The organism is Microbacterium sp., from assembly GCF_047606385.1.
Taxonomy (GTDB): domain Bacteria; phylum Actinomycetota; class Actinomycetes; order Actinomycetales; family Microbacteriaceae; genus Microbacterium.
On the sequence record NZ_JASGEL010000020.1, the window covers coordinates 34,331 to 61,254 of the forward strand.

Consider the following 26,924-nt stretch of genomic DNA (forward strand, 5'->3'; position numbering starts at 1 on the left):
CTCACGTACGCGCGTGCGCGATGGGCCGCGGACGAGCCGCGAGGCGGCACCACGCCGTCGCGAAAACGGCCAGCGCCAGGCCGTAGGTGAGCCAGCTCACGAACGACCCGGGTGCGCCTCCGAGCAGGAGGCCCGCCAGGGCGGACCCGACCCATGCGAGCACGACGACCAGGACGTTGGCGAGCCCGAGCAGCGCCGACCTGCCCGGATGCCGGCGCAGCAGGCGCAGTCCGTCCCGCATCCCGCCGGCGGCGAGCGCCGGGCAGCCGGCCGCGGCGAGCACGACCGCGATCGGCGGGAGGACGGTCGCGGCAGCGGTCACCACGGCGAGGACCGCGACGGTCCACGCGGCTCGCGCCGCGACGCGGCCGGGTGCTCCGGTGGCCGCAGCGGCCAGCGCCCATGCGGCTGCCGCGGAGGCCAGGACCACGAGCGCCGAGACGGCCGCGAGCAGCAGCGAGGCCGCGTCGAACGGGTCACGCGGGGCGACCCAGACCAGCCCCGCCTGCGCCAGCGCCTGCACGACGACGAGCACCGCGAGCAGTGCGACGGCCCGCCCTCTCACGGCGTCGATCCCGGTGTCGGTCGCGACGCCTCTCCGATGACGTCGGCGACGGTCCCGGTGAACACGGTGGTCCCAGCGATCGACACCTCCAGCGGAGAGTCCGCCGCGGTCGTGGCCTGCGCCTCGATCTGCTCCCCGTCCGCCGTCGTGCCGGTGCAGCGGATGGTCTCGTCCGTCGACGCGCATTGTGGAGCCTCGCCCAGCTCCACCCCCTGCGCCAGCAGGACGTCGATCGTGGCGATCCGCGCCGCGGCCTCGGCATCCCCTCCCACCGGGGCGAGCGCGGCGACCTGCGAGCACCCGGCGAGCAGCAGCGGGAGCGCGACGGCGCAGAGCGCCGCCCGGCGCGCCCGGCTCACAGCGTCGCCTCGTGCTGCAGGATCCGCGCGCCGGCGACCAGACGCTGCGCCTCGAGCGCGGCATCCGTGATCGTCCCCAGGTCGAACGGTGCGGGCAGCAGCAGCTCGGTGTTGCGGTCCAGCAGCGAGCCGCGCCGCATCAGCGGCGTCTCGACCCAGTCGTTGGCGGCGAGCTCACGGCTGCGCGCGGCGAGCGCGAGATAGTCGCCGCCCGTGCCGGGCGATGCGTCGGCGGCGTGGTCCACCGCGGTCGTGAAGATCGACAGCGTCCCGTCCCGGTTGTCGACGAGCTCGACGACCCGCTGCTGCTGCGGGAAGTCGATGCAGGACGCCGTCGTGATCTCCCAGAACCCGCCGCTCGCGCCCCGGTGCGCGAGCACCTGGTTGATGTGGGTGTGCCCGTTGAGCCACGCGACCACCACCGGGAACTCGAGCAGCATCGCGACGAACTCGTCGGCACCGTGCAGCACCTCGTCCTGCCACGGCCGCTGGGCCCGGTTCTCGAGCGTCATGCTGTTGTGGTGGCTGAGCACGAGGGCGATCCGGCGCTCGCGCTGGGCGGTCTCCAGCTCGGCGCGCAGCCAGCGGAACTGCGTGTCGGGCACCGCGCCGTCGGGTCCCGCGACCTGGTTGCAGGTGTCGAGGCCGAATGCGCGGACGTTCGGCGACAGGTCGGCCTTCCACCAGGTCTCGCCCGAGTCGAGGTTGTGCTGGGTGAATCCATGACCGATCGGACCGGGCGTGTCCCGGGTGTCGAAGTGCTGCGCCATGAACTCGGCGTTCTCGAACAGACGGCGTTCGGCGGCCGGCGTCACACTGCGGAAGCCCGGTCGGAGCCCCGCCTGGATCGCGAAGGCGTCGAGCGTGCGCTGCAGCGCGCTCGTGGCGGCGGCGTAGCCGCCGACGGCCATGCCGGCGGTCGCCTCCAGCGTGTAGGCCTTGCGGCCGCCCGTCGCGAGGGACGCCAGCTGCGAGTCGATGTCGAACGTGCCCAGCAGGAGCATGTCGTGGTTGCCGTAGATCGTGTACCAGGGGGCGGGCAGGCCCACCGACGGCACCGGCTGCGCGATCGCCTGGTCGAGCAGGTCCGGCAGGGTGGGGAAGCCGTAGTCGCCGAACGAGCCGCCCGCCGGCGCGCCGGGACGGTACGCCCACACCGCATCGGCCCAGGCCTGCACCCCCTCGAAGGCGTCGCTCGTGCGCGGATCGACCGTGAGGCCGTCGAGCAGATCGATGTACCAGCGCAGCTCGCGCAGCGAGTGCATGTCGGCGCTGTCGCCGGTGACCACCGCCGCGGCCATGGGCGCGCCGGTCAGCGGGCTGTAGCGCAGGTCGGAGAGCGAGGTGACCATGGCGGCGGTCACATGCGGGCTGAGCGGGTCCTGCGGTCGGAACGCCCCGCCCCACGATGAATGATCCAGCACGATCATCGGCTCGATGCGCCCCGGCGACTGCGCGTCGATCACGTGCATGTCGGAGAGGTGCCCGAGGTACAGCAGCGAACGCCGGGCGGTCGCCCGGTCGGCGGCCGGAGCGCGTCCGAGGATGTCGGTGCGCGCGAGGTAGGGCTCGCCGGGGCCGGGGGTCAGGGTGCGGTACTGCCCCGACAGCACGCTACCCGCCAGGATCGTCCGTCCCAGCGTGCTCGGCACGTCCGCCGGCACGGCACGCGCGGCGAGGGCGTCGCCCAGCACCGTCGCCGGGATCGCCGTCGACGCGGCGAGTGCGCTGACCACGGCGAGGAACTGGCGACGAGACAGCCCCGGCATAGCCCGCCTTTCTCCGCGCGGCACGCTCTCCCCGGTGCGCGCAGGCCGAGAGTATCCGCTGCCGGGCCCGATCACGGGATCTGCGACGGGACGTCGTCGATTCACGCCCCCCGATGCGACGGCGTGTTGCGCTCCGCGCCTCCGCCGGCCTCCGCCGGCGTACGATCGGCGCGTGACCGATCGACCCCCGTTCCGCGCCGACATCGTCGGCAGCTTCCTCCGTCCCGCGGCGCTCGCCGAGGCGCGTGCCGCGCACGCCGCCGGCATCCTCGACGACGAGGGGCTCCGCGCCGCCGAGGACGCGGCCATCGCCGATCTCATCGCCGCCGAGGCCGCCGCCGGACTGAAGGTCGCCGCCGACGGCGAGTTCCGCCGCTCGTGGTGGCATTTCGACTTCTTCGGCTTCCTCGACGGCGTCGACATCGTCGAGCTCGATCACGGCATCCAGTTCCAGGGGGTGCAGACGAAACCGCGCGGCATCCGCATCACCGGCCCCATCGGGTTCAGCGACACGCACCCATTCCTCGCGCACTTCCGGGCGCTGCAGGACGCCGCGGCGGTCACCGGCGCGACCCCGAAGTTCACGATCCCCGCCCCGACCGTGCTCGACTTCCGGCTCGAGCCGGACAGCATCGACCCGGCGTACTACGACGGGCACGCCGCGATCGCCGACGACCTCGTGCGGGCCTACCGCGATGCGCTCGGGGCGTTCTACGCCGCCGGCGCCCGATACCTGCAGTTCGACGACACCGCGTGGGCGTATCTGTGCTCCGACGTCGAGCTGGCCAAGGCGCGTGAGCGCGGCCTCGACACCGACGGCATCGCCGAGCGCTACGCGGCCCTGCTGGGCCGCATCCTCGACGGCAAGCCCGACGACCTCGTCGTCACGACCCACGTCTGCCGCGGCAACTTCCGCTCCACGTGGATCTCGTCCGGCGGCTACGAGCCGGTCGCCGAGCAGCTGCTCGGGAACACCCCTTACGACGGCTTCTTCCTCGAGTACGACTCCGAGCGCGCGGGCGGGTTCGAGCCGCTGCGCTTCCTGCCGACGGGCGACCAGATCGCCGTGCTGGGGCTGGTGACGACCAAGACGGGCGAGCTCGAGGACGCGGACGCCGTGCGTCGCCGCATCGACGAGGCGGCCGCGTTCGCGCCGCTGGACCAGCTCGCGCTGAGCCCGCAGTGCGGCTTCGCGTCGACCGAGGAGGGCAACGCGCTCACCGAGGCCGAGCAGTGGGCGAAGATCCGGCTGGTCGTCGACACCGCCGCCTCCGTCTGGGGCTGACCCGCCCCCGCACCGTCGGCACCCCCGGCATTCGCTCGCGGGAACGGGAAGGAAGGACGCTACTCGGACTCCTCGTCGTAGTCGGTCGGCTCGTAGGGCACGCCCGCGAGCGCTGCGGCGTCGATCGCCTCCTGGTTCGCCACATACGGGGTGCCGTGCGTGTGGAAGGTCGCCACGGTCTTCATGCCCCACGCCTGTCCCTTGGCTCGCTCGGCCTGGCTCCATTCGACGACCGGCCAGTCGGGGTCCAGGATCAGGCGCGCCTGCGCGCTCGCGAACTCGATGCGGTTGCCGCCGGGCTCCCACACGTACAGGAAGAACGTCTGGTTGATCGCGTGCTTGTACGGGCCGTACTCGATGTAGACGCCGTTCTCGAGGCAGATGTCGGCGGCCTTGAGGATGTCCTCGCGGTTGTCCGGGGCGAAGGCGAGGTGGTGGAAGCGGCCGCGCTCGCGCGTCCAGTCGTCCGAGTACACCACGTCGTACGACTTCTGGTGGAACCGGAACCACCAGGCGCCGTAGCCGCCGGCGTCCAGCTTCACCCGTTCGGACTCGCGGCTCATCATGACATCGCGCCAGAACTCGCCGGCCGCGTTCACGTCCGCCGCGAGGTAGTTGATGTGGTCGAGCCGGCGCACGTTGATGCCGCGCCCCGGGAAGCGCGCCGCCTGGTTCTTCAGGGCGGGGCGGTCCTCGTCGTCCGGCACATAGTGCTCGGTGTCGTAGTAGATCGCCATGAGGTGGCCGTCCGGGTCCTCGAACTCGTACGACCGGCCGACGCCCACCTCCGGGTCGCGCCAGCCATGCCCGAGGCCGGCGGCGTCGATCGCGGCGACGCGGCGGTCCAGCGCCTCGGGGCTCGAGGCGCGGTAGAGGGTGCGGCCGACGCCGTTCGTGTCGGATGCCGTGAGCTTGATCGAGTAGAGCTGGTACTCGTCCCAGCACCGCAGGTAGGCGGAGTCGCCGATCCGGGCGACCTCGCGCATCGCAAGCAGGTCGCGGAAGAAGTGGAGGCTCTCATCGAACCTCGGGGTGAACAGCTCGATGGCGCCCAGGTGGGCGATGTCGAAGTTCTCGGGTACGGCCATGTCGTGTCCTCTCTGACGTGCCTACAGTCGGGGCCGGGGGAAGACCCGGCCGTCGAAGATCTTGCGGGCGGTGCGCAGCGACAGGGAGGCGGCGTGCCAGACCCCCTCGGCATCCTGCTCCACCCTCACCTCGGCGGGGAAGACTCCGCTCGGGTGCTCGATGCCGGTCGGCTCCCCCTCCGGCGGCAGCACGGCCAGCTCGGTGCCGACGGCGCCGGGGATGCGGATGCCGGCGGCGACGGACGCGGCCATCAGCACTCCGACCGACGTGTGCACCCGGTGGGGGATGAACGCCCGCGTCGAGATCGCTCCGCCGCCGCTCGGCGCGGACAGCAGGAACATCTTCGGGACCGTCTGGCTCGTCACGTCTCCGAGACCCATGAGCTCGCCCGCGCCCAGCCGCACCTGCTCGATCGCGGCCGCCAGCTCGGGGCGCGCCTCCAGCTCGGCCGGGGACTCGGTCCCGGCGACGCCGAACTCGCCGGCGTCCAGCAGCACGACCGGCATCCCGTTGTCGATGAGCGTCGCACGATGGCCGGCGATCTCGTCGACGACGTCGCCGGTGGGCAGCAGCGCCTTGCCGGGCGCGGCCGTGAGCTCCAGGTCGACGGGGCAGGCGGTGCCGGGCACGCCGTCGATGGTCGCCGTGCCGTCGTAGTCGACGCGGCCGCCGGGGGTCGCGAAGACGGCGGTCGCCACGTCCCCGGTGTTCAGGAGCCGGATGCGCACGGTCGTCGACTCGGCGCCGGCGGGGATCAGCCCGCGCTCGACGGCGAACGGCCCGACCCCGGCCAGCAGGTTGCCGCACGTCTGCGTGTCGCTGACGACGGGCTCGTCGACGACGACCTGCAGGAAGAGGTAGTCGATGTCGATGTCGGCGGCGGTCGAGGGCGAGACGATCGCGACCTTGCTGGTGAGCGGATGCGCCCCGCCCAGCCCGTCGATCTCGGTCGGGTCCGGGCTGCCCATGATCCGCAGCATGAGCGCGTCGCGCTCCTCGCGATCGGCGGGGACGTCGTCGGCGAGGAAGTACGCGCCCTTCGAGGTCCCCCCGCGCATGAGCAGGCAGGGGATGCCGTCGTGCACCGGGTCAGCGACGACCATGGTCGTATTCCGCCTGGGTCACCGTGCGCACGCCGAGATCGGCCAGCACCGGGCGCAGCCCGTTGATGTCCATGGAGATCTCGCCCGCCTCGTAGCGCTTCCGGTTCGCCGCCTCCTTCGCGGCCCGGGCCTCCGCGGCGGCGAGCACCCGGGCGGCGTCCGCCCGGGGAACGATCGTGACGCCGTCGTCGTCGGCGACCACGATGTCGCCGGCGTTCACGACGGCGCCGCCGAGCACGACCGGCACGTTCACCGATCCGGGGGTGTCCTTCACGCATCCCTCCGCGGCGATGTGTGTCGCCCAGGCCGGGAAGCCCATCGACCGCAGCTCGGCCGTGTCGCGCACGCCGGCCGAGGTGACATAGCCGCGGACGCCGCGCACCTGCATCTGGGTGGCCATGAGCTCGCCGATGTGCCCGTAGGGCGAGTCGCCCCGCGGCACCACGACGATCACGTCGCCGGCCTGCGACTGCTCGATCGCCACGTGCACCATGAGGTTGTCGCCGGGGGCGGTGAGCACCGTCACGGCGCTGCCCGCGACCGCGGCTCCCTGCTGGATCGGCCGCACGCCCGGGCCGACGTAGCCGGTACGGCCCTGCGCCTCGTGCACCGTCGCCGACCCCAGGCGCCCGAGGGAGGCGACGACCTCCGCATCCGCCCGAGCGATCTCTGTCACCACGATGCCGGTCATACCGCTGTTCCTTCCGGGCCGGGGAGACGGTCGTCATCGATCACCGTCAGCGCTACTATAACCGCCATTATTGTCGACAATCTGCGATCGACCGAGCCGCGAGCGGACCTCGCCTGCGGTGCGGCAGAATCGGACCGCGGTCGGAGAAGAGGGAACGATGTCGGAGATGACGGATGCGGCATCCACGTCCGAGCCGATCGATGTGCGGTTGGCGCTGCGCGATGCGATCGTCGGTGGCCGCTACGTTCCCCGGCAGCGCTTGATCGAGGCCGATCTGGCGGTCGAGTTCGGGGCGAGCCGCTTCGCGCTGCGCAATGCGCTGATCGCGCTGGCCGCCGAGGGATTGGTCGAGCTGCAGCCGAACCGCGGCGCCCGCGTGCGGGAGATCTCGCTCGCCGAGGCGGTCGAGATCACCGAGGTGCGCCGGGCGGTGGAGTCGCTCGTGGCCGCGCGGGCGGCAGAGAACGTCACGACGGCCGCCGCCGCACGGCTGCGCGAGATCGGCGACGGCATGCGCGCGGCGGTCGAGACGGGCGAGCTGCTGCGCTACTCCGAGCTGAACGCCGCGCTGCACGCCGCCCTGCGCGAGCTGGCCGCGCACACGACCGCGACCGCGATGCTCGAGAACCTGCGCGGCCAGGTCGTGCGTCATCAGTTCCGGCTCTCGCTCGTCGCCGGGCGTCCCGCGGTGTCGCTGCCGGAGCATCTCGCGATCATCGACGCGGTGTGCGCGGGCGACGCGGATGCCGCTGCCGTGGCGATGAGCGCCCATGTCGGCAGCGTCATCGGGGCGCTGCGCGAGTCCGCCCGCGGCTGAGGCGATCACATCCAGGCGGCCAGCCCGGGATACACGCGGCGGGCGTTGGTCTCCTCGATCCGTTCCAGGTCCGCCGCCGAGAGCCCGGCGGCCTCGACGTAGCGCCGGGTGTCGTCGAAGTGGTGCCCGGTGCGCGGGTCGATGTCGCGGACCGCGCCGATCATCTCGGAGGCGAACAGGATGTTCTCGGTCGGGATGACCTCGGTGAGCAGATCGATGCCCGGCTGGTGGTACACGCACGTGTCGAAGAACACGTTGCCGAGGATGTGCTCGCCGAGCTCCGGCTTGCCGAGGGCCATCGCCAGGCCCCGGAACCGACCCCAGTGGTACGGTGCGGCGCCCCCGCCGTGCGGGATCACCAGCCGGAGCCGGGGGAAGCGCGTGAACAGGTCGCCCTCGATCAGCTGCATCACCGCGGTGGTGTCGGCGTTGAGGTAGTGCGCGCCGGTGGTGTGGAACGCCTTGTTCACGCTCGTGGACACGTGGACCATGGCGGGGATGTCGTACTCGATCATCGCCTCGTAGACCGGGAACCACGACTCGTCGGTCAGCGGCGGCGAGGTCCAGTGCCCGCCGGAGGGATCGGGATTGAGGTTGATGGCGACGGCGCCCAGCTCCGCCACGGCGCGCCGGATCTCGGGCACGCACGTCGCCGGGTCGACCCCCGGCGACTGCGGCAGCATCGCGGCGGGGGCGAAGCGACCGGGGTAGAGACGTGCGACCCGCGCGCACAGGTCGTTGCAGATACGCGCCCAGCGCTCCGACACCGCGAAGTCGCCGATGTGGTGCGCCATGAACGACGCCCGCGGCGAGAACACGGTGAGGTCGATGCCGCGCTCGTCCATCAGACGGAGCTGGTTCGGCTCGATGCTCGCCCGGATCTCGTCGTCCGTGATCACGGGGCCGGATGCCGGCGCCCCGGCCCCGGCGTCGAACGCCGCGATCTGTGCGTCCCGCCACGCCTGCAGCGGTGCCGGCGCGGTCGTGTAATGACCGTGGATGTCGATGATCACGTCGACCCCGTTCCCGGCCGCCGGCCGATCGAAGCTATTGTCGCCAATTCTGTCGCCGAGCTGCCCTCTGGTCAAATCGTTGGGGTACGGAGTATGCTGGGACGGCGCCCGCGAGCGCGGGTTCGAAGGAGAACGAGGTGCAGTTCTATCGAGACGGCTACCGTCCGGGGGACCCGGACATCCATCCGGCGGCGCGTCAGGCCGCGGCTCGGACCGGCGGCATCCCGGACGAGCTCGACGTGCTCATCGTCGGCACCGGCCCCGCCGGGACCGTGCTCGCCGCGCAGCTCGCGGCCTTCCCCGGCATCGAGACGTGCATCGTCGAGCGCCGCGAGATCCCGTTGGAGCTCGGACACGCCGACGGGGTCGCCTGCCGCACGGTCGAGATGTTCGAGGCGTTCGGCCTGGCCGACGCACTGCTGCGCGAGGCGTACTGGGTGAACGAGGTGCGGTTCTGGGGGCCGTCCGAGCGGGACCGTTCGCGGATCGTGCGTGCTGGCTGGGTCGCGGACACCCCGGCGGGGCTCAGCGAGTTCCCCCACGTCATCGTCAACCAGGCCCGGCTGCAGCAGTACCTCCTCGACCATGCCGCGAACTCATCCGCCAAGCTCGAAGCCGACTACGGTGTCGAGTTCGTCACGCTGACCGTCGGCGACGGCGAGTATCCGGTCGAGGTGACGCTGCGGCGCGTCGCCACCGGAGAGGAGCTCGTCGTGAGGGCCCGCTACGTCGTCGGGTGCGACGGTGCGCGCTCCGCCGTGCGCCGGGCGATCGGCCGCCAGCTCGAGGGCGATGCCGCGAACCACGCGTGGGGCGTCATGGACGTGCTCGCCGTCACCGACTTCCCCGACTGGCGCACGAAGAACGTCATCCAGTCGGCAGGCAGGGGCAGCATGATCATGATCCCCCGCGAGGGCGGCAACATGGTGCGCTGCTACGTCGACCTCGGCGAGGTGCCGGCGGGCGACTCCCAGATCCGGCACACGACGGTTGAGCGGCTCACGGCCGTGGCCAATGGCATCCTGCACCCGTATTCCATCGATGTGCGCTCGGTCGCCTGGTCCTCCGTCTACGAGGTCGGGCAGCGCCTGACCGACAGGTTCGACGATGTGCCGGAGGGGGACGAGAGCGGGCGGCTGCCGCACGTCTTCATCGCCGGCGACGCCTGCCACACGCACTCGGCGAAGGCCGGGCAGGGCATGAACGTGTCCATGCAGGACGCGTTCAACCTCGGCTGGAAGCTCGCCGCGGTGCTCGAGGGCCGTGCCGACGCGGAACTGCTGCGGTCCTACTCGGCCGAGCGTCACGGCGTGGCGAAGGACCTCATCGCCTTCGACCGGTTCTGGTCGGCGTTCGTCGCGCAGCCGACGGTCGACCCGGACCACCCGGAACGCGGCGGCGTGACCCCGGAGGCCATGCAGGCCGAGTTCTCGCGACAGGGCCGCTATACGGCGGGCCTCGCCACCCGGTACGCGCCGTCGGCGCTCACCGGTGCCGGCGAGCACCAGCATCTCGCGCGAGGGTTCGAGATCGGCACCCGGTTCCACTCGGCACCGGTGGTGCGGGTCGCCGACGCGAAGCGGATGCAGCTCGGTCATGCGCATCGCGCCGATGGCCGGTGGCGCCTCTACGCCTTCGGCGACGCCGACGGCAGGGGGCTGCACGCCCTCGCGCGCTGGCTCGGCGAGGCGGTCGAGTCGCCGCTGCGGCGCTTCGCGCGCCCCGGCGACGACGTCGATGGTGTGATCGACGTGCACGGGGTGTTCCGCGCCGGGCACCACGACATCGACGTGCCCGACCTGCCCGCGGTGCTCCTGCCGCGTACCGGCGCGCTCGGACTGCAGGACTGGGAGAAGGCGTGGGCTCGGGACCCGGCCGCCGACATCTTCGCCGAGCGCGGCATCGATCCGGCGGGTGCGATCGTGATCGTGCGCCCGGACCAGTACGTCGCGCAGGTGCTGCCGCTGGCCGCCCGCGCCGAGATCGGCGATTTCTTCGCGGGGTTCCTGCGAGAGCAGGCGGCCGCCTTGGCATGATGGGCGGATGCCGCATCCTGTGACCTCCGAAGACCGCGAACCCGAACGCCATGTCGGCTATCTCATCCGCCGCGCTCAGCAGCGTCACGTCGCGCTGTGGGCCGAGACCGTCTCGACCGAGATCACGAGCGTGCAGTACGCGGCGCTCGCCGTGCTCGACCGGTCGGATGCGAGTCAGCGCGAGCTCGGCGACGCGGTCGACCTCGATCGGTCCACGATCGCGGACCTGGTCGCGCGCATGGAGCGCCGCGGGCTGGTCGAACGTCGACGGTCGTCGACGGACGCGCGACGCAACGCCGTGTCGCTGACCGGGTTCGGGCGTGCCGAGCGGCTGCGGCTGCGGCCCGCCGTCGAGACCCTGCAGGAGCGCCTGACCGCCGGTCTGGACGCCGCGGAGCTCGACGGGCTGGTACGGGGGCTGCACGCGCTGCTTCGGTAGCCCGCCCGCTCGCTCGCCCGCCGCTGCTGCGCGCTCGCTCGCGCTCCGTGAGTCGTGCGGCCACCGCGGGACGCGAAGGCGGCGGCCGGTCAGCGGCCGGGCAGCGGGACGTAGCGCGGCACGTACCGCCAGAAGCCCACGGCGCCGGCGAGGCCGATGACGCCCACCACGGCCGTCGCGATCGGCAGCGTCGCCACCGCGCTGACCGCCGCGATGATCACCGGGATCGCGGCACCACCGGCATCCGTCAGCGTCCGCCACGACCCCAGGAACGGGGCCGGCTCGCTCACCGGCGCGACATCCGCGCCGATCGTCATCAGGATGCCGCTGGACAGCCCGTTGCCGATGCCCACCAAGATCGCCACCACGACGAACCAGGCCACCGCGGAGTCGAGGTCGTGGGTGAACGCGAGCCCCAGGAACGCGCCGCTCATGATCACCATCGACGGCAGGCACGCCCACAGGCGTCCCCACCGGTCCATGATCTGACCGCTCGAGTAGAACAGCAGGAACTCCAGTGCTCCCGTGAGCCCCACCACCAGCGAGATCGTGGAGGCGTCCATCGTCAGGGAGACGCCCCACAGCGGCAGCAGATACACCCGGGCCTGACGGATGCCGGACAGCGTCGCCGCCGACAGGCCCAATCGTGCGAGCACCGCCCGGTTGCGCCACATGGTGCGGAACACCCCCTGACGCTCCGCGGTCGGGATCGAACCGGTCGTCGACTCGCCGGTGTCGTCGGCGAGGTCGTCGGCGACGCGCAGCTCCGCCGACGGCGTGAGTCCCTCCGCCGCGAGCTCCTCCTCCGGGTCGCGACCGAGCAGCACGAGCAGGATCAGCAGGATCAGTGTCGCGGCGAAGAACCACGCCGCCGACATGTCGGTCGCGGTCCACACCAGCAGCAGTGCGCCGGCGAAGGGTCCGACGAACAGGCCGAGCCGGAACGATCCGCCCAGCATCGACAGCGCGCGGGCGCGGTAGCCCAGCGGGACGCGGGTCGTCATGAACGCGTGCCGCGCCAGGCCGAAGGCGGCGGCGGACAGGCCCACGCCGAACACCGCGACGGACATGACGGCGACGCTGGGCGCGAGGATGACCCCGACCGTGCCCAGCAGTGCGACCGCGCCGGCGATCGCCATCGTGTAGCGCTCGCCGATCCGGTCGACGAGCCAGCCGGCGGGAAGGTTGCCGATCATGCGCGCGACCACGATCACGGATGCCACGAACGCGGCCTCCGACACGTCGGCGCCCATGCCGCTCGCGATCGAGGGCAGCACCGGCAGCAGCGCGCCCTCACCGAGGCCGAACAGCAGCGTCGGCCCGTAGATCATCGGGGCGAAGCGCCACAGCATCCGGCGGGTCTGCGCATCCAGCCCCGACCCGCTCACGACCCGGCCTCGCGAGACTTCACATATGTCACGCAGACGACCCTGGAGCGTGACATATGTGAAGTCTCGCACGGGAACGGACTCATGTGCCGGCTGCGGCGAGCACCTCACGCGCCCACTCGACGCCGAGCGCGACGTGATCCTTCCCGGAGATCTCGTCGTGCTGCCCGAACGGCCCGATGCGCGTCGCGCCGAGCGAGGCCAGCAGCTCGTCGAACTGCGTCGATCCGCGGTTGTACTTCTCCGCGTACGACGAGTCGCCGAGCCCGAACATCGCGTAGGTCACCGCGGTCAGATCGGGATGCAGCTCCCGCAGGTCGTCGTGGAGGAACTGCGCGAATCCGGGCAGCTCGCCCCCGCCGTGCGTGGCGCACGAGATCAGGTAGAGCGCCCCCGGCTCGAATATGCCGGTATCGGCATCCGCCATGTCGACGACCTCGATCGCCCGATCCGGGAACGCCTCCGCGATGCCCTTCGCGACGGCCTCCGCCCGACCGGACTCGGTGCCGTAGAGAGCGACGATGCGCATGCGCGGGCTCAGTGCGTCCGGACGGCGACCGTCTTGATCCGGGTGTAGAAGGCCAGCGCCGCCGTGCCCTGCTCCTTGAAGGCGGAGCCCGACTCCTTGAACCCGCCGAAGCCCTGGTGGATGTCCCAGCCGCTGGTGGGCTGGTTCACCGACACCTGCCCGGTGTCGACCTCCGCGACGAACCGGTGCGCCGCACCGAGGTCGCGGGTGAAGATCGCCGCGGACAGGCCGTAGTTCGAGTCGTTGACCCTCTCGATGGCCTCGTCCAGGTCGTCGACCTCGATCATGCTCAGCACCGGGCCGAAGACCTCCTCGCGCCACAGGCTGTTCTCGGTGTCGACCGAGACGAAGAGCGGCTGCACGAACGCGCCCCGCTCGACCAGACCGTCGCTCAGCGCCGCGCCGGCGATGATCGTGGCGCCTTCGGCCAGGCCTGCGGCGACCCGGCTCCGGATGTCGGTCTGCTGCGCGCGGCTGACGACGGGGCCGAGGTCGACCTGGTCCGAGCCGGGGCCGACCCGCAGCTTCCCGGTCGCCGCGGCGATGCGCTCGCGCAGCTCGGCGGCGATCTCCCGCTGCACGATGAGGCGGCTGGTCGCGGTGCAGCGCTGGCCGGCCTGGCCGAACGCGCCCGCGACGACGACGGATGCCGCGAGGTCGAGGTCGGCGTCGGCGAGCACGACGGCGGCGTTCTTGCCGCCCATCTCGGTCTGCACGCGCACGCCGGAGCCGGCGAGCTTGCGCTGGATGCCGAGGCCCACCGATGTCGAGCCCGTGAACGACACGGCGGCGAACCGCGGGTCGGTGGTCAGCAGGTCGCCGATCTGCGAGCCGCGGCCGGTGACGGTGCCGAGCACGCCGGCGGGCAGGCCCGCGCGGGTGAGGACCTCAGCCAGGCGCAGCGTGATGATCGGAGTCTCGGTGGCCGGCTTGATGACCACGGCGTTGCCGGCGATCAGCGCCGGCGCCATCTTGCGCGCGGGGGTGAGAAGCGGGTCGTTCCACGGGGTGACCAGCAGCACGACGCCGATCGGCTCGTGCAGCTGCAGGGCGAACGTCCCCGGGCGGGCGTCGGGGACGACGTCGCCGAACGAGTTGCGGCCCATGCCGCCGTAGTACTCGAAGAACTCCGCCGTCTTGCCGACCTCGCCTCGTGCCTCCGTGGTGGTCTTGCCCATCTCGGTGACGATGAGCGCGGCGAGGTCGTCGGCGTCCGCGCGGATGAGGGCGGCGGCGTTCAGCAGCACGCGTCCCCGCTCGATCGGGCCGGTGCGGCGCCACGCTCTCGCACCCTCGAGAGCCGCGTTCAGGACCGCGTCGACGTCTGCCGGCCCCATGCCGGGGACGTGGCCGATGACGGTGTCGTCGGCGGGATTGCGGACCTCGATCGGGTCACCCGTCGCCTCGGTGGTGAAACGGCCCCCGACGAGGTTGGCCTCGACACTGATGCTCACGTGAATCCTCCTGGGCGCGCCGCCGCGCGCAGACGATGGGCAGACCTCCCCAGCCTGCTCGTGGCTGCGGGCTCAGACAATCGGATCGACCGACCGATCACGCAAGCGTTGGTTGCGCGGCTGGTCGTGCTCGCGACCACCGGGATGCCGCGCACGGGCGATTGCGTGGCACTCGATACAGATTAGGTGAGCCTTGCCTAATATCTTTTCAGCGGCTACCGTGGTCATGCACGCGGTTCTCCCAGCTTCGGCGGACGCCGCGATGCCTACCCGACCCGGTCCTTGAGGTGACGTGGGCGCAAAAAACCGGGACGAGAGATCTTGACGGAGGTCTCGTCCCGGCCGCCGCGCGACCTCAAGGCGGCGTCACGGATTGTGGCGCCGCTGGATGGGGGTACAGCCGCGCGGCTGCGCCCCACTTTACCGAGAGGTGAAAGTGATGAAGATCAAGAAGAACATGTGGCGCGGGGGTGCGGCGGTGCTCGCCGCGGCCTTCCTGGCGGTGGCGATGCCGCTCAGCGCCCAGGCCGCGACGACGTACACCGTGAGCGCGGTCTCGCCCACCCTCGGCTACACCACGAACACGACGATCACGGTGGCCGATGGTGACTCAGCCGTCGTAGAGGGGTCTGGATTCGCCGCTGGTTCGACGGTCTTCGTCGGCGTGTGCGACCAGAGCACGCTCGGGACGGCCTGCGACGAGGACGCGACGGTCGAGGTCACCGCCAGCACCGCGGGCACGTTCACCGTCACCGTCCCGCTGTCGGAGGAGTTCGCCTCGTGGAACCCGCACACCGACACCACGAGCGGCACGATCACCTGCGCCAGCGTGGGATCGACCAGCTGCGCGATCCTGATCGTGCAGCACTCGGGCACCTACCCCTACGTCATCCAGCCGCTCACCTTCTGACCTCTGCGGGCGGGGCGGCAGCCCGCCCCGCCCGCTCTTCCGTTCCTGCGCACACCTCACCCGAGAGAGTCTCCCCATGCCCCTGGTCGCCCGGCCCCTCCGCGCCTGGACGGCGGTCCTCGCCGTCCTCGCCCTGCTCCTCACCCTGTCCATCGCGGGCGCCGCACCGGCTCGCGCCGACGACGCCGGCACGGCGGGGCTCGACTGGGGCTTCAAGCAGTCGTTCCGCAACTACATCGGCGACGCCGGCATCGAGCTCAGCGACGGTGTCACCCGCAACGACGACGGCACCTTCCACTTCCCGGTCGACACCGCCGCCTACGACGAGGACACGTCGACAACGGCCGTGAGCCTCACCGGGTCGGTGCGATTCACGAAGTACGCCACGAGCACCGGCGAATACCTGTTGGAGATCGTGCTGTCCAACCCACGGCTGCAGATCGACGAGGACGAGCAGACCCTGTACGCGGACGTGTCGGCGCGGGCGGCCGCGTTCAGCGAGCCCGCCGAGCCCCTGGTCGACGCGGGCGAGATCGCGGTCGCGACCCTCGACATCACCGACGCCGTGGTGACCACCGCGGACGGCGTGACGAGCTGGAGCGGGGTATCCAGCTATCTGACCGCGGATTTCGCGGAGGTCTTCTCGAACTTCTATGCGACCGGGCAGCCGCTCGACGACCTGTCGTTCGCCTACGAGGGGGAGGGCGGCAAGCCCGACCTCGGCGACCCGACCTGGACCGAGCCGGGCACCCCGGAGCTCCAGCTCGCCGCCGAGACCACGCTGAGCGCGACGACCGCGCTGCCGGTGACGATGGTGGACGTCGACGAGGACGACGGCATCGTCTACGGCACGAGCCAAAGCTCCTCCGCCATCTACACCTACGACGCCGAGACGCTGGAGGCGCTGACCGGCGCCTACACGCCCGCGAACACGGCGAGCATCCTCACCGATGCGGGGACGAGAACCTTCGACCCGGAGACCGGCACCGTCTTCACCGCGTCGCTCGGCACGCTCCAGAACGCGACGACGGGGATCGGGGTGGACGGCAATATCGTCGCGAGCCGGTGGGACCGCGACGCGGGAGAGTGGGTCTCCGAGGTGGTCGCCACCCCCGCGGAGCTCGCTCAGCGGCAGCGCACCCCTTCCCGGGAATACCGCGTGGGCCTCGCCTGGATGGTGTGGGACGCGGCCAACGACCGTCTCGTCGCGCTGCTGGCCGGGTCGTCGCTGCAGTCCTCCGACGTGTCGGAACGGTTCCGCGTGGTCACCTGGCAGCGGGTCGACGGCGAATGGACCGAGACTTCGAGCACCGTGGTCAGCCAGCCCGGCACGACCGACGACTCCTGGTTCGGCGCGAACACCGTGGGGGACTACAGCGGCTGGCTCGGCCGGGGCGAGGCCCTCGCAGCAGAGGACGGATCGATCGTCGTGGTGCGCCCGACGGTCTACGGCTACGGCGAATCGGGAGCGTCGCAGGCGTTGAGCGCGCTGCGCCTCATCGTCGACGAGGACGGCGACGTGCAGACCGAGGAGATCACCGGCACCGAGTCCGCCTACTATGTGCGGGCGGGCACGGAGCATCTCTGGCTGTTCCCGTACCCCAGTAGCACGGCGTCGACTGTCGCGTACCCGCTCGACCTTGCGGCCGGCGAGGCGGCGGTGGTCGGCGAGGCCACGGCCTACCCGGAGGACTCCGGGGCGAACAGCGGCGTCGTCATCGACGATGACGCGGGCACGTTCCAGATGGGTGACCTGCTGGCAGACCAGTTCGAGCTGTCGAGGGACGGCACCGTCCTCGCCTCGCTCGACGTGCCCGACATCAGCCTCGTTCTCGGCGCGAGCGAGACGTGGGGCACCTATGTGCTCGCGAGCACGCTGAGCTACACGACGTTCACCTACTCGCACACGCTGATGCGCGTCGAGATGGTCGGCGCATCGCCGACCATCACCGAGCAGCCCGCGTCGGCGGGCGTCGTGCTCGACTCCTCCGACGGCACCGGCACGGTCACCTTCACCGCGGCGGCCGAGGGCGACCCGACGCCGACCGTGCAGTGGCAGTCGAAGGCCGCGGGCTCGGCGTCGTTCGCCGACATCGACGGCGCGACCGACACGTCGCTGACCCTCGACGTCACCGCCGACGACAACGGCCGGCAGTTCCGCGCCGTGTTCACCAACGACGCGGGGTCGATCGCGACCACGACGGCCGACCTGACCGTGCTCACCCCGCCCGAGGTGGCGGCCCAGCCGCAGGACACGACGGTCCTCGCCGGCGGATCGACCCAGCTGCTCGTGATGCCCACCGGCAACCCCGAGCCGACCGTCACGTGGCAGTGGGACCTGGACGGCTCATGGGCAGACGTCCCGGCATCGGACAACGTCTCTTCCGACGGCGGGTACCTGAACCTGACGGACGTGCCGGCGGAATGGGACGGCGTCGCGTTCCGTGCCGTGCTGACCAACGATGTGGGCACCGCGTACTCCGACCCGGCCACGCTCACCGTGACCTCGCCGACCACGCCCGAGGAGCCGACGACCTACGACGGTGTGGCGTTCGACTGGACGGTCAGCGCGGACGCGCAGCACCGGCCGCCGAACGGCAGCACCGCGCACTACTTCTCCGCGGGCATGTCCGACGGCACCGAGGCGACGTATGCGGCCGAGACCGACGGCGTCGTGATCTGGCAGCGCGACGGCTCGGGCGGTGAAGAGATCGCGACGTGGGACACCCGCGGTCAGCACGTGACGCTGGGCGGCTCGGCGACGCAGGCCGTCGAGCTGACCGAGGGCACCGCGGTGGTCGAGCCGGACGGCTCGGCGGTGATCAGCTGGCCGGTGTCGTTCAGCATCAACTACTACGACGGGCTGGTGCCGTTCACCCTGTCGAACCTGGTGTTGACGGTGGACGCCGACGGTGTCGGCACGCTGACCGCCGATCTGTCGGGCTACGAGGGCGACATCTCCGACCCGTATGCCGACAAGGCGGCGCTGGACCCGGTGTCCGAGGTCACGGTCGCGACGTTCTCCGGCGTGGTCGTCGACACGGCCGGCAGCATCTCGGTGACGCCCGACTACGCCGGCGTGGAGGTCACGGTGCCCGACGGGACGACCGCGCAGGACCAGACGTCATCGGGGTGGGGTGCGTGGCCGCAGGGCTTCGTCGACTTCCACCAGGGCACGGGCCTGGCCGCCTACTTCTACTCCACCGGCGGCACGCTGGACGTCTACAAGGCGCCCGCCTCGTTCACCGTCGACTTCACGGATGCGGCGGCGGAGACGACCGCCCCCACCGTGACCGCGCAGCCGGTCTCGGTGTCGGTGACGGAGGGCGAGGACGCGGTGTTCACCGCGTCGGCCGACGGCACCCCGGTCCCGACCGTGCAGTGGCAGTCCAAGCTCGCGGATGCGGGCGACTGGGTGGACATCGCGGGCGCGACCGACGCCTCGTACACGGCGGCGGCGGTGACGGCCTCGGCATCCGGCACGCAGTACCGTGCCGTGTTCACCAACTCGGCCGGCACGGCGACGACGGACGCCGCGACCCTCACGGTGGCCGAGCTGCCCTCGACCGGGGGCGACGACGGCGACTCGGACTCGGGTTCCGACGACTCGGGTTCGGGCGGGACGGGGTCCGGCTCGTCGTGGTCGGCGTCGGAGGACGACCTGACGGGCGTCGACCAGGGCGGGGTGTCGGTGCCCTCGAGCGCTGCGGCGGGCGCCACGATCCTCGTGACGGTGGGCGGTGACCACGAAGGCGAGACCGTGCACGCCTATCTGTTCTCGGATCCGGTCAGCCTGGGCTCGCACGTGGTGTCCACGGCGGGCACGATCTCGGTGACGTTGCCGTCGGATGTGACCGGCGAGCACCGCATCGCGGTGTATGCCGCCGACGGCACGCTGATCGGCTGGGCGCCGATCACCATCACCGACCCCGGGGCCCTGGCGGTCACCGGCGGCGGCTTCCCAGCCGGGGCCGTCTGGGCCGGCGGCGTCCTGGTGCTGCTCGGCGCAGCCGCCGTCGGAGCCGGCCTGCGTCGCCGGGCCGTGTGACGCCGGCCCGGCTGAGGCGGTTCCTCGACGAGCTCGGGGCCCGCCTCAGCCCGCCTCGGTCGCGGCGACGCGCGCAGCGATGTCGCCGCGGTACTGACCGCCGGCCAGCGAGATCTCGCCGATGGCGCGGTAGGCGCGGTCCCGAGCCTCGCCGAAGGTGGTTCCGAGCGCGACGACATTCAGCACCCGGCCGCCGGTCGCGACCAGCCCGCCATCGCGTTCGGCGGTCGCCGCGTGCGCGAGGTGGACGCCGTCGACGGCGGTCGCGGCGTCCAGCCCCGACAGCGCGCGCCCGGCGATCGGCGCCTGCGGGTACCCCTCGCTGGCCAGCACGACCGTGACCGCCGTCGCCTCGGCGAAGGCGGGACGCGGCACGTCCTCGAGTGTGCCGACCGCCGCCGCGAGCAGAAGCCCGGACAGCGGGTCGACCAGGCGGGGGAGGACGACCTGGGTCTCGGGATCGCCGAAGCGCGCATTGAACTCGATGACCTTGACACCGTCGTCGGTGATGATCAGGCCCGCGTACAGCAGGCCGATGAAGGGGGTGCCCTCGGCATCCAGCTGCCGGATGACCGGTTCGGCGACGGTGCGGGTCACGAGGTCGACGAAGGCCTCCTCGCTGCCGAACCGGCCGTCGAGCCACGGCAGCGGCGAATAGGCGCCCATGCCGCCGGTGTTCGGGCCCTCGTCGCCGTCGCGCAGACGCTTGTAGTCCTGGGCCGGGCTGAGCGGGCGGACCGTGTCGCCGTCGCTGAGGAAGAACAGCGAGACCTCGGGACCGGACAGGAACTCCTCGATCAGCACCGAGCCGCCGGGCAGGTACTCCTCGGCGTGGGCGAGGGCGGCGGCCCGATCGGAGGTGACGATGACGCCCTTGCCGGCGGCCAGCCCGTCGGCCTTGACCACGTGCGGAGCGCCGAGCTCGTCGAGGGCGGTCTCCACCTCGGCGGTGCTGCGGGCATGGATCGCGCGCCCCGTCGGGACGCCGGCGGCATCCATGATCCGCTTCGCGAACGCCTTCGAGCCCTCGAGCTGCGCCGCCGCCCTGCCGGGGCCGAACACCGGGATGCCGCGCTCGCGCAGCGCGTCGGCGACGCCGGCGACCAGCGGCGCCTCGGGGCCGATGACGACGAGGTCGATCGCATGCGTGCCCACGTGGTCGGCGACCGCGACCGGGTCGTTCGCATCCAGCGGGAGGGTCGTCGCATCGCGCGCGATCCCGGCGTTGCCCGGAGCCGCGAAGATCTCGTGCGGCGTCTGCTCCGAGCGGAGGGCGAGGATGATGGCGTGCTCGCGCGCGCCCGAGCCGAGGACGAGGATTCTCACCCGCTCAGCCTAATCGGCGCCCTTCGCGGCGTCCCTCGCCCGCTATGTCCCACTTCGGCGCGGTTGATGTCCCACTTCGGCGCGGTATCGCCGCCTCATACCGCGCCGAAGTGGGACATACCCGCTGCGGTCCCGCTGCGGTCGCCCGCGTAGCCTGGGGCCATGGCGCGCGGCAGCATCTCCACCGAGGACGGGCGCGCGGCGCTGGCCGCGGCGACGGATGCCGGTGCCTCCCGCTCGGACCGCGCCACCGCGGTGCGCTATCTCCTGCAGCTGCTCGAGGAGAAGGCGCCCGGGCACACCGTGGAGGTGCGCGTGCCGCCGTTCGGCGCCGTGCAGGTCGTCGAGGGGCCGCGCCACACGCGCGGCACCCCGCCGAACGTCGTCGAGACCGATCCGATCACCTGGATCGCGTTGGCGACGGGCGCCCAGACCTGGGCGGATGCCGTGGCCGCCGGCCGCATCCTCGTCTCCGGCACGCGCGCGGATCTCCACGGGCTGCTTCCGCTGCGACCGTGAGGCGCCGCCCACATCGGGTACTGTGGATGTTGGTTAGGCATTCCTAACCTGCTCCCGAGTCATCTTCCCGAAGGATCGGTCGTCAGCTATGCGCCGACTCAGCACGATCACCGCGGTCTCGGCCGTCGCCGCCATCGCCGTCCCGCTGCTCCTCGCCGGACCCGCCTCCGCGGCCGGGTCCGTCGCCGCCGAGACCTCCGCCGGCGAATGCACCGTCGCCGGAGGCGACCTCACCTGGGGCTTCAAGGAGTCGTTCCGCGCCTATATCTCCGGCACCATCGCCAACGGCACCTGGACGGAGATCGCGCCCGCGACGTACTCGACCCCTGACTTCTCCTGGCCGGCCACCGACGGCTCGTACGATCCTGCGACGGGTGCCGGCGAGATCTCCTTCTCCGGCGGCATCGAGTTCACCGGCCACGACGGTCTGCTCGACACGACCATCGCCAACCCCACCCTCGTCCTCGCCGCCGACGGCACCGCGCAACTTCTGCTCGACATCAGCGGACTCTCGATGGACGACGCCCTCGCGGGCAACACCGACAACGTGCAGACGTACGTGCAGACCCCGTTCGTGTCCCTCGACGTCACCTCGACTCCGCTGACGGTCGGCGATGACACGATCTCCGGCACCGCGGTGCCGACCGCGATCACGGCCGAGGGCTTCGAGGCGTTCGGCAACTACGAGGCCGGCACTGCCTTCGACCCGGTCACCTTCACCATCGCGCTGAGCTGCGCGGCGGCGGAGACCGCCACGCCGACCGCGAGTGCGACCGAGACCCTGCTCGCCGACGACGACATGACCGTCGACCTCGCCGCCACCGCCTGGGTCTGGCTGGCACCCGTGCTCATCGCCGCGATCGTCGTCGCCGCGGTGGTCGTGGTCGTGTTCCTCGTCGCGCGCCGCCGAGGGCGCGCCGGAGGTCCGCGCGACGGCGGCGACGCGAAGTGAGGCGTCGGCTCGGCGCGCTGATCGCCGCATCCGCGATCGCCCTCGTGCTCGCCGGATGCTCCGGCTCCGCCGCGCAGACCGCGGACACGAGCGCCGCCGTCGACACGACCCCGCTCACGCAGCTCGACGACATCCTGAGCGACCCGAAGTCCTACCAGGGGCCGTCGACCGCCGTGATGGCGGACGCGGCGGTCGAGGTCGTCGACGCCGACCGCACGCAGACGCTGCCGGCGACCGTCACCTCGCACGACCAGGCCGGTGACACGCAGGTCACCGTCACCGACACCTCCCGTGTCATCGCCATGGACCTCGCGGGATCGCTCGCCGCGACCGTCTGGGGTCTCGGCTTCGGCGACACCCTCGTGGGCCGCGACGTCTCGACGACATTCGAGGGCACCGAGGATCTGCCGCTGGTCACCAGCGACGGGCACACCGTGAACGCCGAGGCGATCATCGCGCTGAAGCCGACCCTGGTCATCACCGACGGCAGCATCGGTCCGCGCGACGTGATCGAGCAGCTGCGCGATGTCGGCATCACCGTGGTCACGGTCGCCAACACCGCCTCGTTCGACGGAGCCGCCCAGCTCGCCCGCGACGTCGGCGCCGTGTTCGGAGCCGTCACGGCGGGGGAGGCGCTGGCCGACCTGATCAGCGCGCAGGTGGATGCCGAGATCGCCGACATCGCGTCGATCGCCCCGGCCGAAGAGGGCGACAGGCTGCGCATCGTCTTCCTGTACCTCCGTGGCTCCGCCGGCATCTACTACCTGTTCGGCGCCGGCTCGGGCGCGGACCAGCTCATCGACGCCCTGGGCGGCATCGACGTCGCGACCGAGATGGGCTGGGACGGCATGAAGCCGATGACCGACGAGGCGATGGTCGCGGCCGATCCCGACCTGATCCTCGTCATGACGGACGGCCTCGCCTCCGTCGGCGGGGTCGACGGGCTGCTGCAGGACAAGCCGGCGATCGCGATCACGACCGCCGGCCAGAACCGGCGCTTCGTCGACATGGCCGACGGCCAGATCCTCTCGTTCGGCCCCCGCTCCGCGGCGGTGCTGGATGCGCTGGCGCGTGCGATCTACGCGCCCGGCTCATGAGCGCTGCGCAGGCGAGCGCGGCCGCTCGTCCTCGTACGTCACGGCCGCGTCGCATCGCCGTCTACGCCTCGATCGGCGTGCTGCTGATCGTCGGCGTGCTCCTGTCCGCGGGTCTCGGGCAGCTGGAGATCAGCCCGGCCGAGGTCGTCGGCTCGCTGCTGCGCGCGATCGGCATCCCGAACGGCTGGGCTCCGACCGACTCCATCATCGAGCAGACGCTGTGGCAGATCCGGTTCCCCCGCATCGTCATGTCCCTGTTCGTCGGCGCGCTGCTGGCCGTCGCCGGTGCGGTGATGCAGGCGATCTTCGGCAACCCGCTCGCCGAGCCCGGAGTGGTCGGAGTGTCCTCCGGCGCCGCCGTCGGAGCGGCCGCATCCATCGTCTTCGGGCTGTCCGCGTTCGGCTCCTGGACCCCCGCCGTGCTCGCGTTCGCGGGGGGCCTGCTGGCCACCCTGCTCGTCTACACGACGGCGCGGTCGCAGGGGCGCACCGAGTCGGTGACGCTGATCCTCACCGGCATCGCCGTCAACGCCTTCGCCGGCGCCGGCGTCGCGCTGCTGATGTTCCTGGGCACCAGCGCCTCCCGTGAGCAGATCGTGTTCTGGCAGCTCGGCTCGATGAACGGGTCGCGCTGGCAGGAGGTACTCGTCGTCGTGATCGTCGGCGTGATCGCGACATCCGGCTCGGTCGGCTTCGCACGCCAGTACGACCTGCTCTCGCTGGGGGAGCGCACCGCCTCGCACCTCGGCGTGCGCGTCGAGGCGCTGCGCGTCTCGTCCATCGTCATCGTCGCGCTGCTGACCGGGGTCGCGGTCGCGTTCGTCGGCATCATCTCGTTCGTCGGACTCGTCGTGCCGCACCTGATCCGGATGCTGCTGGGCCCGGCCAACCGCCCGCTGATCATCGCATCGTTCCTCGGCGGCGGCACCCTCCTCGTCTACGCCGACCTGCTCGCCCGCACGGTCGTGCCGTCGGCGGACCTGCCCATCGGCATCCTCACCTCGCTCATCGGCGGTCCCTTCTTCTACTGGCTCATCCGACGCAGCCGGCGCAGGGCGGGTGGTTGGGCATGACCTCCTCCTTCCACCCCTCTCGCGAAGAGGGGGGCGGGGATGCCGCGATGACCGGGCAGGCCGCCTATGTGCTGCGCGGCGTGGGCTACCGCATCGACGACACCGTGATCCTCGACGGCGTCGACCTCGAGGTCCGCTACGGGCGCGTCCTGGCGCTTGTCGGCCCCAACGGCGCGGGAAAGTCCACGCTGCTGAGCCTGCTCACCGGCGACGCCCGGCCGACCGCCGGCGAGGCGCTGCTCGAGGGCCGGCCGGTCGCCGAGCACGGCGCGAAGGAGCTCTCGCGCCGGCGCGCCGTGCTGCTGCAGTTCAACCAGGTGTCCTTCTCGTTCACGACGTACGAGGTCGTCGAGATGGGACGTGCGCCGTGGATCGGCCGCTCCCGCGATGACGAGTCCGCCATCCGCGAGGCCATGGCCCGCACGGACGTCACGCATCTGCAGCAGCGCCCGTTCTCCTCGCTGTCCGGCGGCGAGCGGGCGCGCGCCTCGCTCGCCCGCGTGCTCGCGCAGGACACCCCGATCGTCATGCTCGACGAGCCGACCGCGGCCCTCGACCTGAAGCATCAGGAAGACGTGCTGCGGATCGCGCGCGAGCTGGCCGCCGCGGGGCGCGCGATCGTCGTCGTGCTGCACGACCTCTCGCTCGCCGCGGCCTACGCCGACGAGGTCGCGATCATCCACGGGGGGCGGCTCGCCGCGATCGGCTCGCCGGCCGAGGTGCTCACCGAGGAGCGCATCGCCGCGGTGTACGAGACGCCCGTGCGGGTGCTCCGGGATCCCGACACCGGGCGTCCGGTCGTGCTGCCGCGCCGCGGCGAGGCCTCGAGCGCGTAACGATTCTTACAGCCGGTTCTTGCGCGGAGGATTGGTGAGGCTAAGCTAAGCCAAGGTGGTTTTGGTAAGCCTCACCTATCTTCGCCTCAACGTTGCGGCATCTACCCGAATAGATCCAGGAGAAGACTGTGCAGTCAACCAGGAAAGCGTCGCTCTGGCGTGTCTTGGCCGGTGTCATCACCGGCGCCCTGTTCGCATCGGCGGCGGTGGTCGGCATCGCCGCGCCTGCCAGCGCCGCCGGCGGCACCGCCACGCTGACATGGGGCATCAAGCAGTCGTTCGTCACATACGTGACCGGCGCGATCGCCAGCGGGACGATCACGTCGACCGGCAGCGGAGTGACCAGCACGTACCCGTACACCTGGAGCGGCGGCAGCAGCACGGTGGACGCGGATGCCGGCACCGGCACCGCGTCGTTCAGCGACGGCATCCACTTCACCGGACACTCCGGGGCGCTCGACCTGACGATCTCCGACCCCCAGATCACGCTGACCAGCAGCACGAGCGCGACCCTGTACGCGGACGTCGTGTCCAAGAGCCTGTCCGACGGCACGGTGAACACCTACACGGATGTGGACCTGGCGACGTTGACGCTGAGCACGCCGACGATCTCGGGCTCGACCGCGACGTACACGGACGCCGCGGCGTATCTGACCGCTGACGGCGCCCCGGCCTTCGCAGGCTTCTACAGCGCCGGCACGCAGCTCGACAGCCTCACCTTCTCGGTGCCCTACACCGTGCCGGCGACGGCCACCACGACGACGTTGTCGGTCGCTCCCGCGGACACCGCGGTCGCGGGCGACACGGTGACGCTCGCCGCGACGGTCTCGCCCGCCGCGGCCGGCTCGGTCGAGTTCTTCGACGGATCCACCTCGCTCGGCACCGCGGCGGTGTCCTCGGGCACGGCCACCGCATCGGTGTCCACCCTCGCCGAGGGCGACCACTCGCTGACGGCCGTGTTCACCCCCGCCGACTCGTCGGCGTACATCGGCTCCACGTCGTCGGCGGTGTCGTACGTGGTGACGGCTGACGAGACGACGGGCGCGGTGCTCTCGGTGTCGCCGTCGACGGGGCTGGACCCGGATGGCGCGACGTTGACGGTGACCGGTTCCGGTTACCCGGGATCGACCGTGTATCTGCAGGTCGGGTCGATCCTGACGGATTCGTGGGCGCCGTCCGCGGGCGGCGTGAACAACACGGATCGTCGGGGTGTGTCGAGTCTGACGCAGGTCGTGGGCTCGGCGTCGTACGCGACGGTGTCGTTCGATGAGAACGGGTCGTTCACGACGACGGTGACGGTGACGCAGGCCGCGTTGGATGCGGTCGCGCTCGACGGCGGCGTGTTCGCGGTGTACACGGTGGGCGCCGGCGGCGCGGTCGACGCGGCGAACGAGGCGTACGCCGAGTTCAGCTTCGCCGCGGTCGCGGCCGAGACGACGACGACGCTCTCGGTGTCGCCGGAGTCGGCGACGGAGGGTGACGAGGTGTCGTTGACCGCGACCGTGTCGCCGGTTGCGGCCGGTTCGGTCGAGTTCTTCGACGGCTCGACCTCGCTGGGCACGGCCGATGTCGAGTCCGGCACGGCGACCCTGACGACGTCTGCGCTCGCGGCGGGCGACCACTCGC

General features: G+C 71.7%; 23 protein-coding genes. 12 read left to right on the top strand and 11 right to left on the bottom strand.

Going from position 1 to position 26,924, the window contains the following annotated elements; genetic code table 11:
• Position 1 precedes the first annotated feature (1 nt).
• From QM626_RS02065 to QM626_RS02075, 3 genes are read right to left on the bottom strand one after another with little or no spacing between them, the layout of a single operon-like run.
• Positions 2-565, bottom strand: a complete 564-nt coding sequence (locus QM626_RS02065) for a hypothetical protein (protein WP_415073443.1) — start codon at positions 563-565, stop codon at positions 2-4.
• A complete protein-coding gene (locus QM626_RS02070) occupies positions 562-924 on the bottom strand; it encodes a hypothetical protein (protein WP_415073445.1) in 363 nt (120 codons plus the stop codon). The genes QM626_RS02065 and QM626_RS02070 overlap by 4 nt, the downstream gene beginning before the upstream one ends.
• Entirely contained in the window at positions 921-2,693 is a 1,773-nt protein-coding gene (locus QM626_RS02075) for a TIGR03767 family metallophosphoesterase (RefSeq protein WP_415073447.1), read from the bottom strand. Before QM626_RS02075 ends, QM626_RS02070 begins: the two co-directional genes overlap by 4 nt.
• Before the next feature lie 172 nt (positions 2,694-2,865).
• Here QM626_RS02075 and QM626_RS02080 point away from each other — a divergent pair, with 172 nt between their 5' ends.
• Positions 2,866-3,978 carry a 5-methyltetrahydropteroyltriglutamate--homocysteine S-methyltransferase gene (locus tag QM626_RS02080; RefSeq protein WP_415073449.1) on the top strand — a complete coding sequence of 371 codons (1,113 nt, stop codon included), beginning with the start codon at positions 2,866-2,868 and terminating at the stop codon, positions 3,976-3,978.
• A 59-nt stretch (positions 3,979-4,037) separates the two neighbouring features.
• Here the strand turns inward: QM626_RS02080 and QM626_RS02085 are convergent, their stop codons facing one another.
• The 3 genes from QM626_RS02085 to QM626_RS02095 are packed head-to-tail and all read right to left on the bottom strand — an operon-like array spanning position 4,038 to position 6,861.
• Entirely contained in the window at positions 4,038-5,066 is a 1,029-nt protein-coding gene (locus tag QM626_RS02085) for a VOC family protein (RefSeq protein WP_415073451.1), read from the bottom strand.
• A gap of 21 nt (positions 5,067-5,087) precedes the next feature.
• On the bottom strand, positions 5,088-6,170 hold the full coding sequence (locus QM626_RS02090; RefSeq protein WP_415073453.1) for a 4-oxalomesaconate tautomerase: 1,083 nt from the start codon (positions 6,168-6,170) through the stop codon (positions 5,088-5,090).
• Positions 6,157-6,861, bottom strand: coding sequence for a 4-carboxy-4-hydroxy-2-oxoadipate aldolase/oxaloacetate decarboxylase (locus QM626_RS02095; RefSeq protein WP_415073455.1), 705 nt, complete (start codon positions 6,859-6,861; stop codon positions 6,157-6,159). Before QM626_RS02095 ends, QM626_RS02090 begins: the two co-directional genes overlap by 14 nt.
• Positions 6,862-7,018: 157 nt before the next feature.
• On the opposite strand from QM626_RS02095, the gene QM626_RS02100 reads away from it, so the two are divergent.
• Positions 7,019-7,678 carry a GntR family transcriptional regulator gene (locus QM626_RS02100; RefSeq protein WP_415073457.1) on the top strand — a complete coding sequence of 220 codons (660 nt, stop codon included), beginning with the start codon at positions 7,019-7,021 and terminating at the stop codon, positions 7,676-7,678.
• A gap of 5 nt (positions 7,679-7,683) precedes the next feature.
• Here the strand turns inward: QM626_RS02100 and QM626_RS02105 are convergent, their stop codons facing one another.
• Positions 7,684-8,691 (bottom strand): amidohydrolase family protein, encoded by a 1,008-nt coding sequence (locus tag QM626_RS02105; RefSeq protein WP_415073508.1) that lies wholly within the window; start codon positions 8,689-8,691, stop codon positions 7,684-7,686.
• Between the two features lie 137 nt (positions 8,692-8,828).
• On the opposite strand from QM626_RS02105, the gene QM626_RS02110 reads away from it, so the two are divergent.
• The gene (locus QM626_RS02110) at positions 8,829-10,727 is read left to right on the top strand and encodes an FAD-dependent monooxygenase (protein ID WP_415073459.1); all 1,899 of its coding nucleotides are present in this window, start codon (positions 8,829-8,831) and stop codon (positions 10,725-10,727) included.
• A gap of 7 nt (positions 10,728-10,734) precedes the next feature.
• Positions 10,735-11,166 (top strand): MarR family winged helix-turn-helix transcriptional regulator, encoded by a 432-nt coding sequence (locus QM626_RS02115; protein ID WP_415073461.1) that lies wholly within the window; start codon positions 10,735-10,737, stop codon positions 11,164-11,166.
• Between the two features lie 89 nt (positions 11,167-11,255).
• Here the strand turns inward: QM626_RS02115 and QM626_RS02120 are convergent, their stop codons facing one another.
• The 3 genes from QM626_RS02120 to QM626_RS02130 form a co-directional block, all read right to left on the bottom strand.
• Positions 11,256-12,554, bottom strand: a complete 1,299-nt coding sequence (locus tag QM626_RS02120; RefSeq protein WP_415073463.1) for an MFS transporter — start codon at positions 12,552-12,554, stop codon at positions 11,256-11,258.
• 82 nt (positions 12,555-12,636) lie between these two features.
• Complete coding sequence (locus QM626_RS02125) at positions 12,637-13,083, bottom strand: flavodoxin domain-containing protein (protein ID WP_415073465.1); 447 nt, start codon at positions 13,081-13,083, stop codon at positions 12,637-12,639.
• 8 nt (positions 13,084-13,091) lie between these two features.
• Positions 13,092-14,537 (bottom strand): aldehyde dehydrogenase family protein, encoded by a 1,446-nt coding sequence (locus QM626_RS02130; protein ID WP_415073482.1) that lies wholly within the window; start codon positions 14,535-14,537, stop codon positions 13,092-13,094.
• 439 nt (positions 14,538-14,976) lie between these two features.
• Here QM626_RS02130 and QM626_RS02135 point away from each other — a divergent pair, with 439 nt between their 5' ends.
• Positions 14,977-15,447 (top strand): neocarzinostatin apoprotein domain-containing protein, encoded by a 471-nt coding sequence (locus QM626_RS02135; RefSeq protein WP_415073488.1) that lies wholly within the window; start codon positions 14,977-14,979, stop codon positions 15,445-15,447.
• A 76-nt stretch (positions 15,448-15,523) separates the two neighbouring features.
• Positions 15,524-19,495 carry an HtaA domain-containing protein gene (locus tag QM626_RS02140; protein ID WP_415073490.1) on the top strand — a complete coding sequence of 1,324 codons (3,972 nt, stop codon included), beginning with the start codon at positions 15,524-15,526 and terminating at the stop codon, positions 19,493-19,495.
• Positions 19,496-19,540: 45 nt separating this feature from the next.
• On the opposite strand, the gene purD is transcribed toward QM626_RS02140, so the two are convergent.
• Positions 19,541-20,821 carry a phosphoribosylamine--glycine ligase gene (gene purD, locus QM626_RS02145; RefSeq protein WP_415073492.1) on the bottom strand — a complete coding sequence of 427 codons (1,281 nt, stop codon included), beginning with the start codon at positions 20,819-20,821 and terminating at the stop codon, positions 19,541-19,543.
• Positions 20,822-20,983: 162 nt separating this feature from the next.
• On the opposite strand from purD, the gene QM626_RS02150 reads away from it, so the two are divergent.
• The 6 genes from QM626_RS02150 to QM626_RS02175 all read left to right on the top strand — a co-directional run.
• Entirely contained in the window at positions 20,984-21,340 is a 357-nt protein-coding gene (locus QM626_RS02150) for a sterol carrier family protein (protein WP_415073494.1), read from the top strand.
• A gap of 88 nt (positions 21,341-21,428) precedes the next feature.
• Positions 21,429-22,292: an HtaA domain-containing protein gene (locus QM626_RS02155; RefSeq protein ID WP_415073496.1), complete on the top strand. Its 864-nt coding sequence runs from the start codon at positions 21,429-21,431 to the stop codon at positions 22,290-22,292.
• The gene (locus QM626_RS02160; RefSeq protein WP_415073498.1) at positions 22,289-23,389 is read left to right on the top strand and encodes a heme/hemin ABC transporter substrate-binding protein; all 1,101 of its coding nucleotides are present in this window, start codon (positions 22,289-22,291) and stop codon (positions 23,387-23,389) included. Before QM626_RS02155 ends, QM626_RS02160 begins: the two co-directional genes overlap by 4 nt.
• On the top strand, positions 23,386-24,462 hold the full coding sequence (locus QM626_RS02165) for a FecCD family ABC transporter permease (protein ID WP_415073500.1): 1,077 nt from the start codon (positions 23,386-23,388) through the stop codon (positions 24,460-24,462). Before QM626_RS02160 ends, QM626_RS02165 begins: the two co-directional genes overlap by 4 nt.
• Before the next feature lie 47 nt (positions 24,463-24,509).
• A complete protein-coding gene (locus tag QM626_RS02170) occupies positions 24,510-25,298 on the top strand; it encodes a heme ABC transporter ATP-binding protein (protein WP_415073502.1) in 789 nt (262 codons plus the stop codon).
• A 128-nt stretch (positions 25,299-25,426) separates the two neighbouring features.
• The coding region (locus QM626_RS02175; RefSeq protein WP_415073504.1) for an HtaA domain-containing protein at positions 25,427-26,924 on the top strand (1,498 nt) is incomplete at its 3' end.

Coding starts and splice junctions, on each gene's coding strand:
- QM626_RS02090 (WP_415073453.1), bottom strand. CDS start 6,170: ATGGTCGTCGCTGACCCGGTGCACGACGGCATCCCCTGCCTGCTCATG.
- QM626_RS02135 (WP_415073488.1), top strand. CDS start 14,977: ATGAAGATCAAGAAGAACATGTGGCGCGGGGGTGCGGCGGTGCTCGCC.
- QM626_RS02170 (WP_415073502.1), top strand. CDS start 24,510: ATGACCGGGCAGGCCGCCTATGTGCTGCGCGGCGTGGGCTACCGCATC.
- QM626_RS02140 (WP_415073490.1), top strand. CDS start 15,524: ATGCCCCTGGTCGCCCGGCCCCTCCGCGCCTGGACGGCGGTCCTCGCC.
- QM626_RS02115 (WP_415073461.1), top strand. CDS start 10,735: ATGCCGCATCCTGTGACCTCCGAAGACCGCGAACCCGAACGCCATGTC.
- QM626_RS02125 (WP_415073465.1), bottom strand. CDS start 13,083: ATGCGCATCGTCGCTCTCTACGGCACCGAGTCCGGTCGGGCGGAGGCC.
- QM626_RS02155 (WP_415073496.1), top strand. CDS start 21,429: ATGCGCCGACTCAGCACGATCACCGCGGTCTCGGCCGTCGCCGCCATC.
- QM626_RS02165 (WP_415073500.1), top strand. CDS start 23,386: ATGAGCGCTGCGCAGGCGAGCGCGGCCGCTCGTCCTCGTACGTCACGG.
- QM626_RS02085 (WP_415073451.1), bottom strand. CDS start 5,066: ATGGCCGTACCCGAGAACTTCGACATCGCCCACCTGGGCGCCATCGAG.
- QM626_RS02075 (WP_415073447.1), bottom strand. CDS start 2,693: ATGCCGGGGCTGTCTCGTCGCCAGTTCCTCGCCGTGGTCAGCGCACTC.
- QM626_RS02150 (WP_415073494.1), top strand. CDS start 20,984: ATGGCGCGCGGCAGCATCTCCACCGAGGACGGGCGCGCGGCGCTGGCC.
- QM626_RS02100 (WP_415073457.1), top strand. CDS start 7,019: ATGTCGGAGATGACGGATGCGGCATCCACGTCCGAGCCGATCGATGTG.
- QM626_RS02095 (WP_415073455.1), bottom strand. CDS start 6,861: ATGACCGGCATCGTGGTGACAGAGATCGCTCGGGCGGATGCGGAGGTC.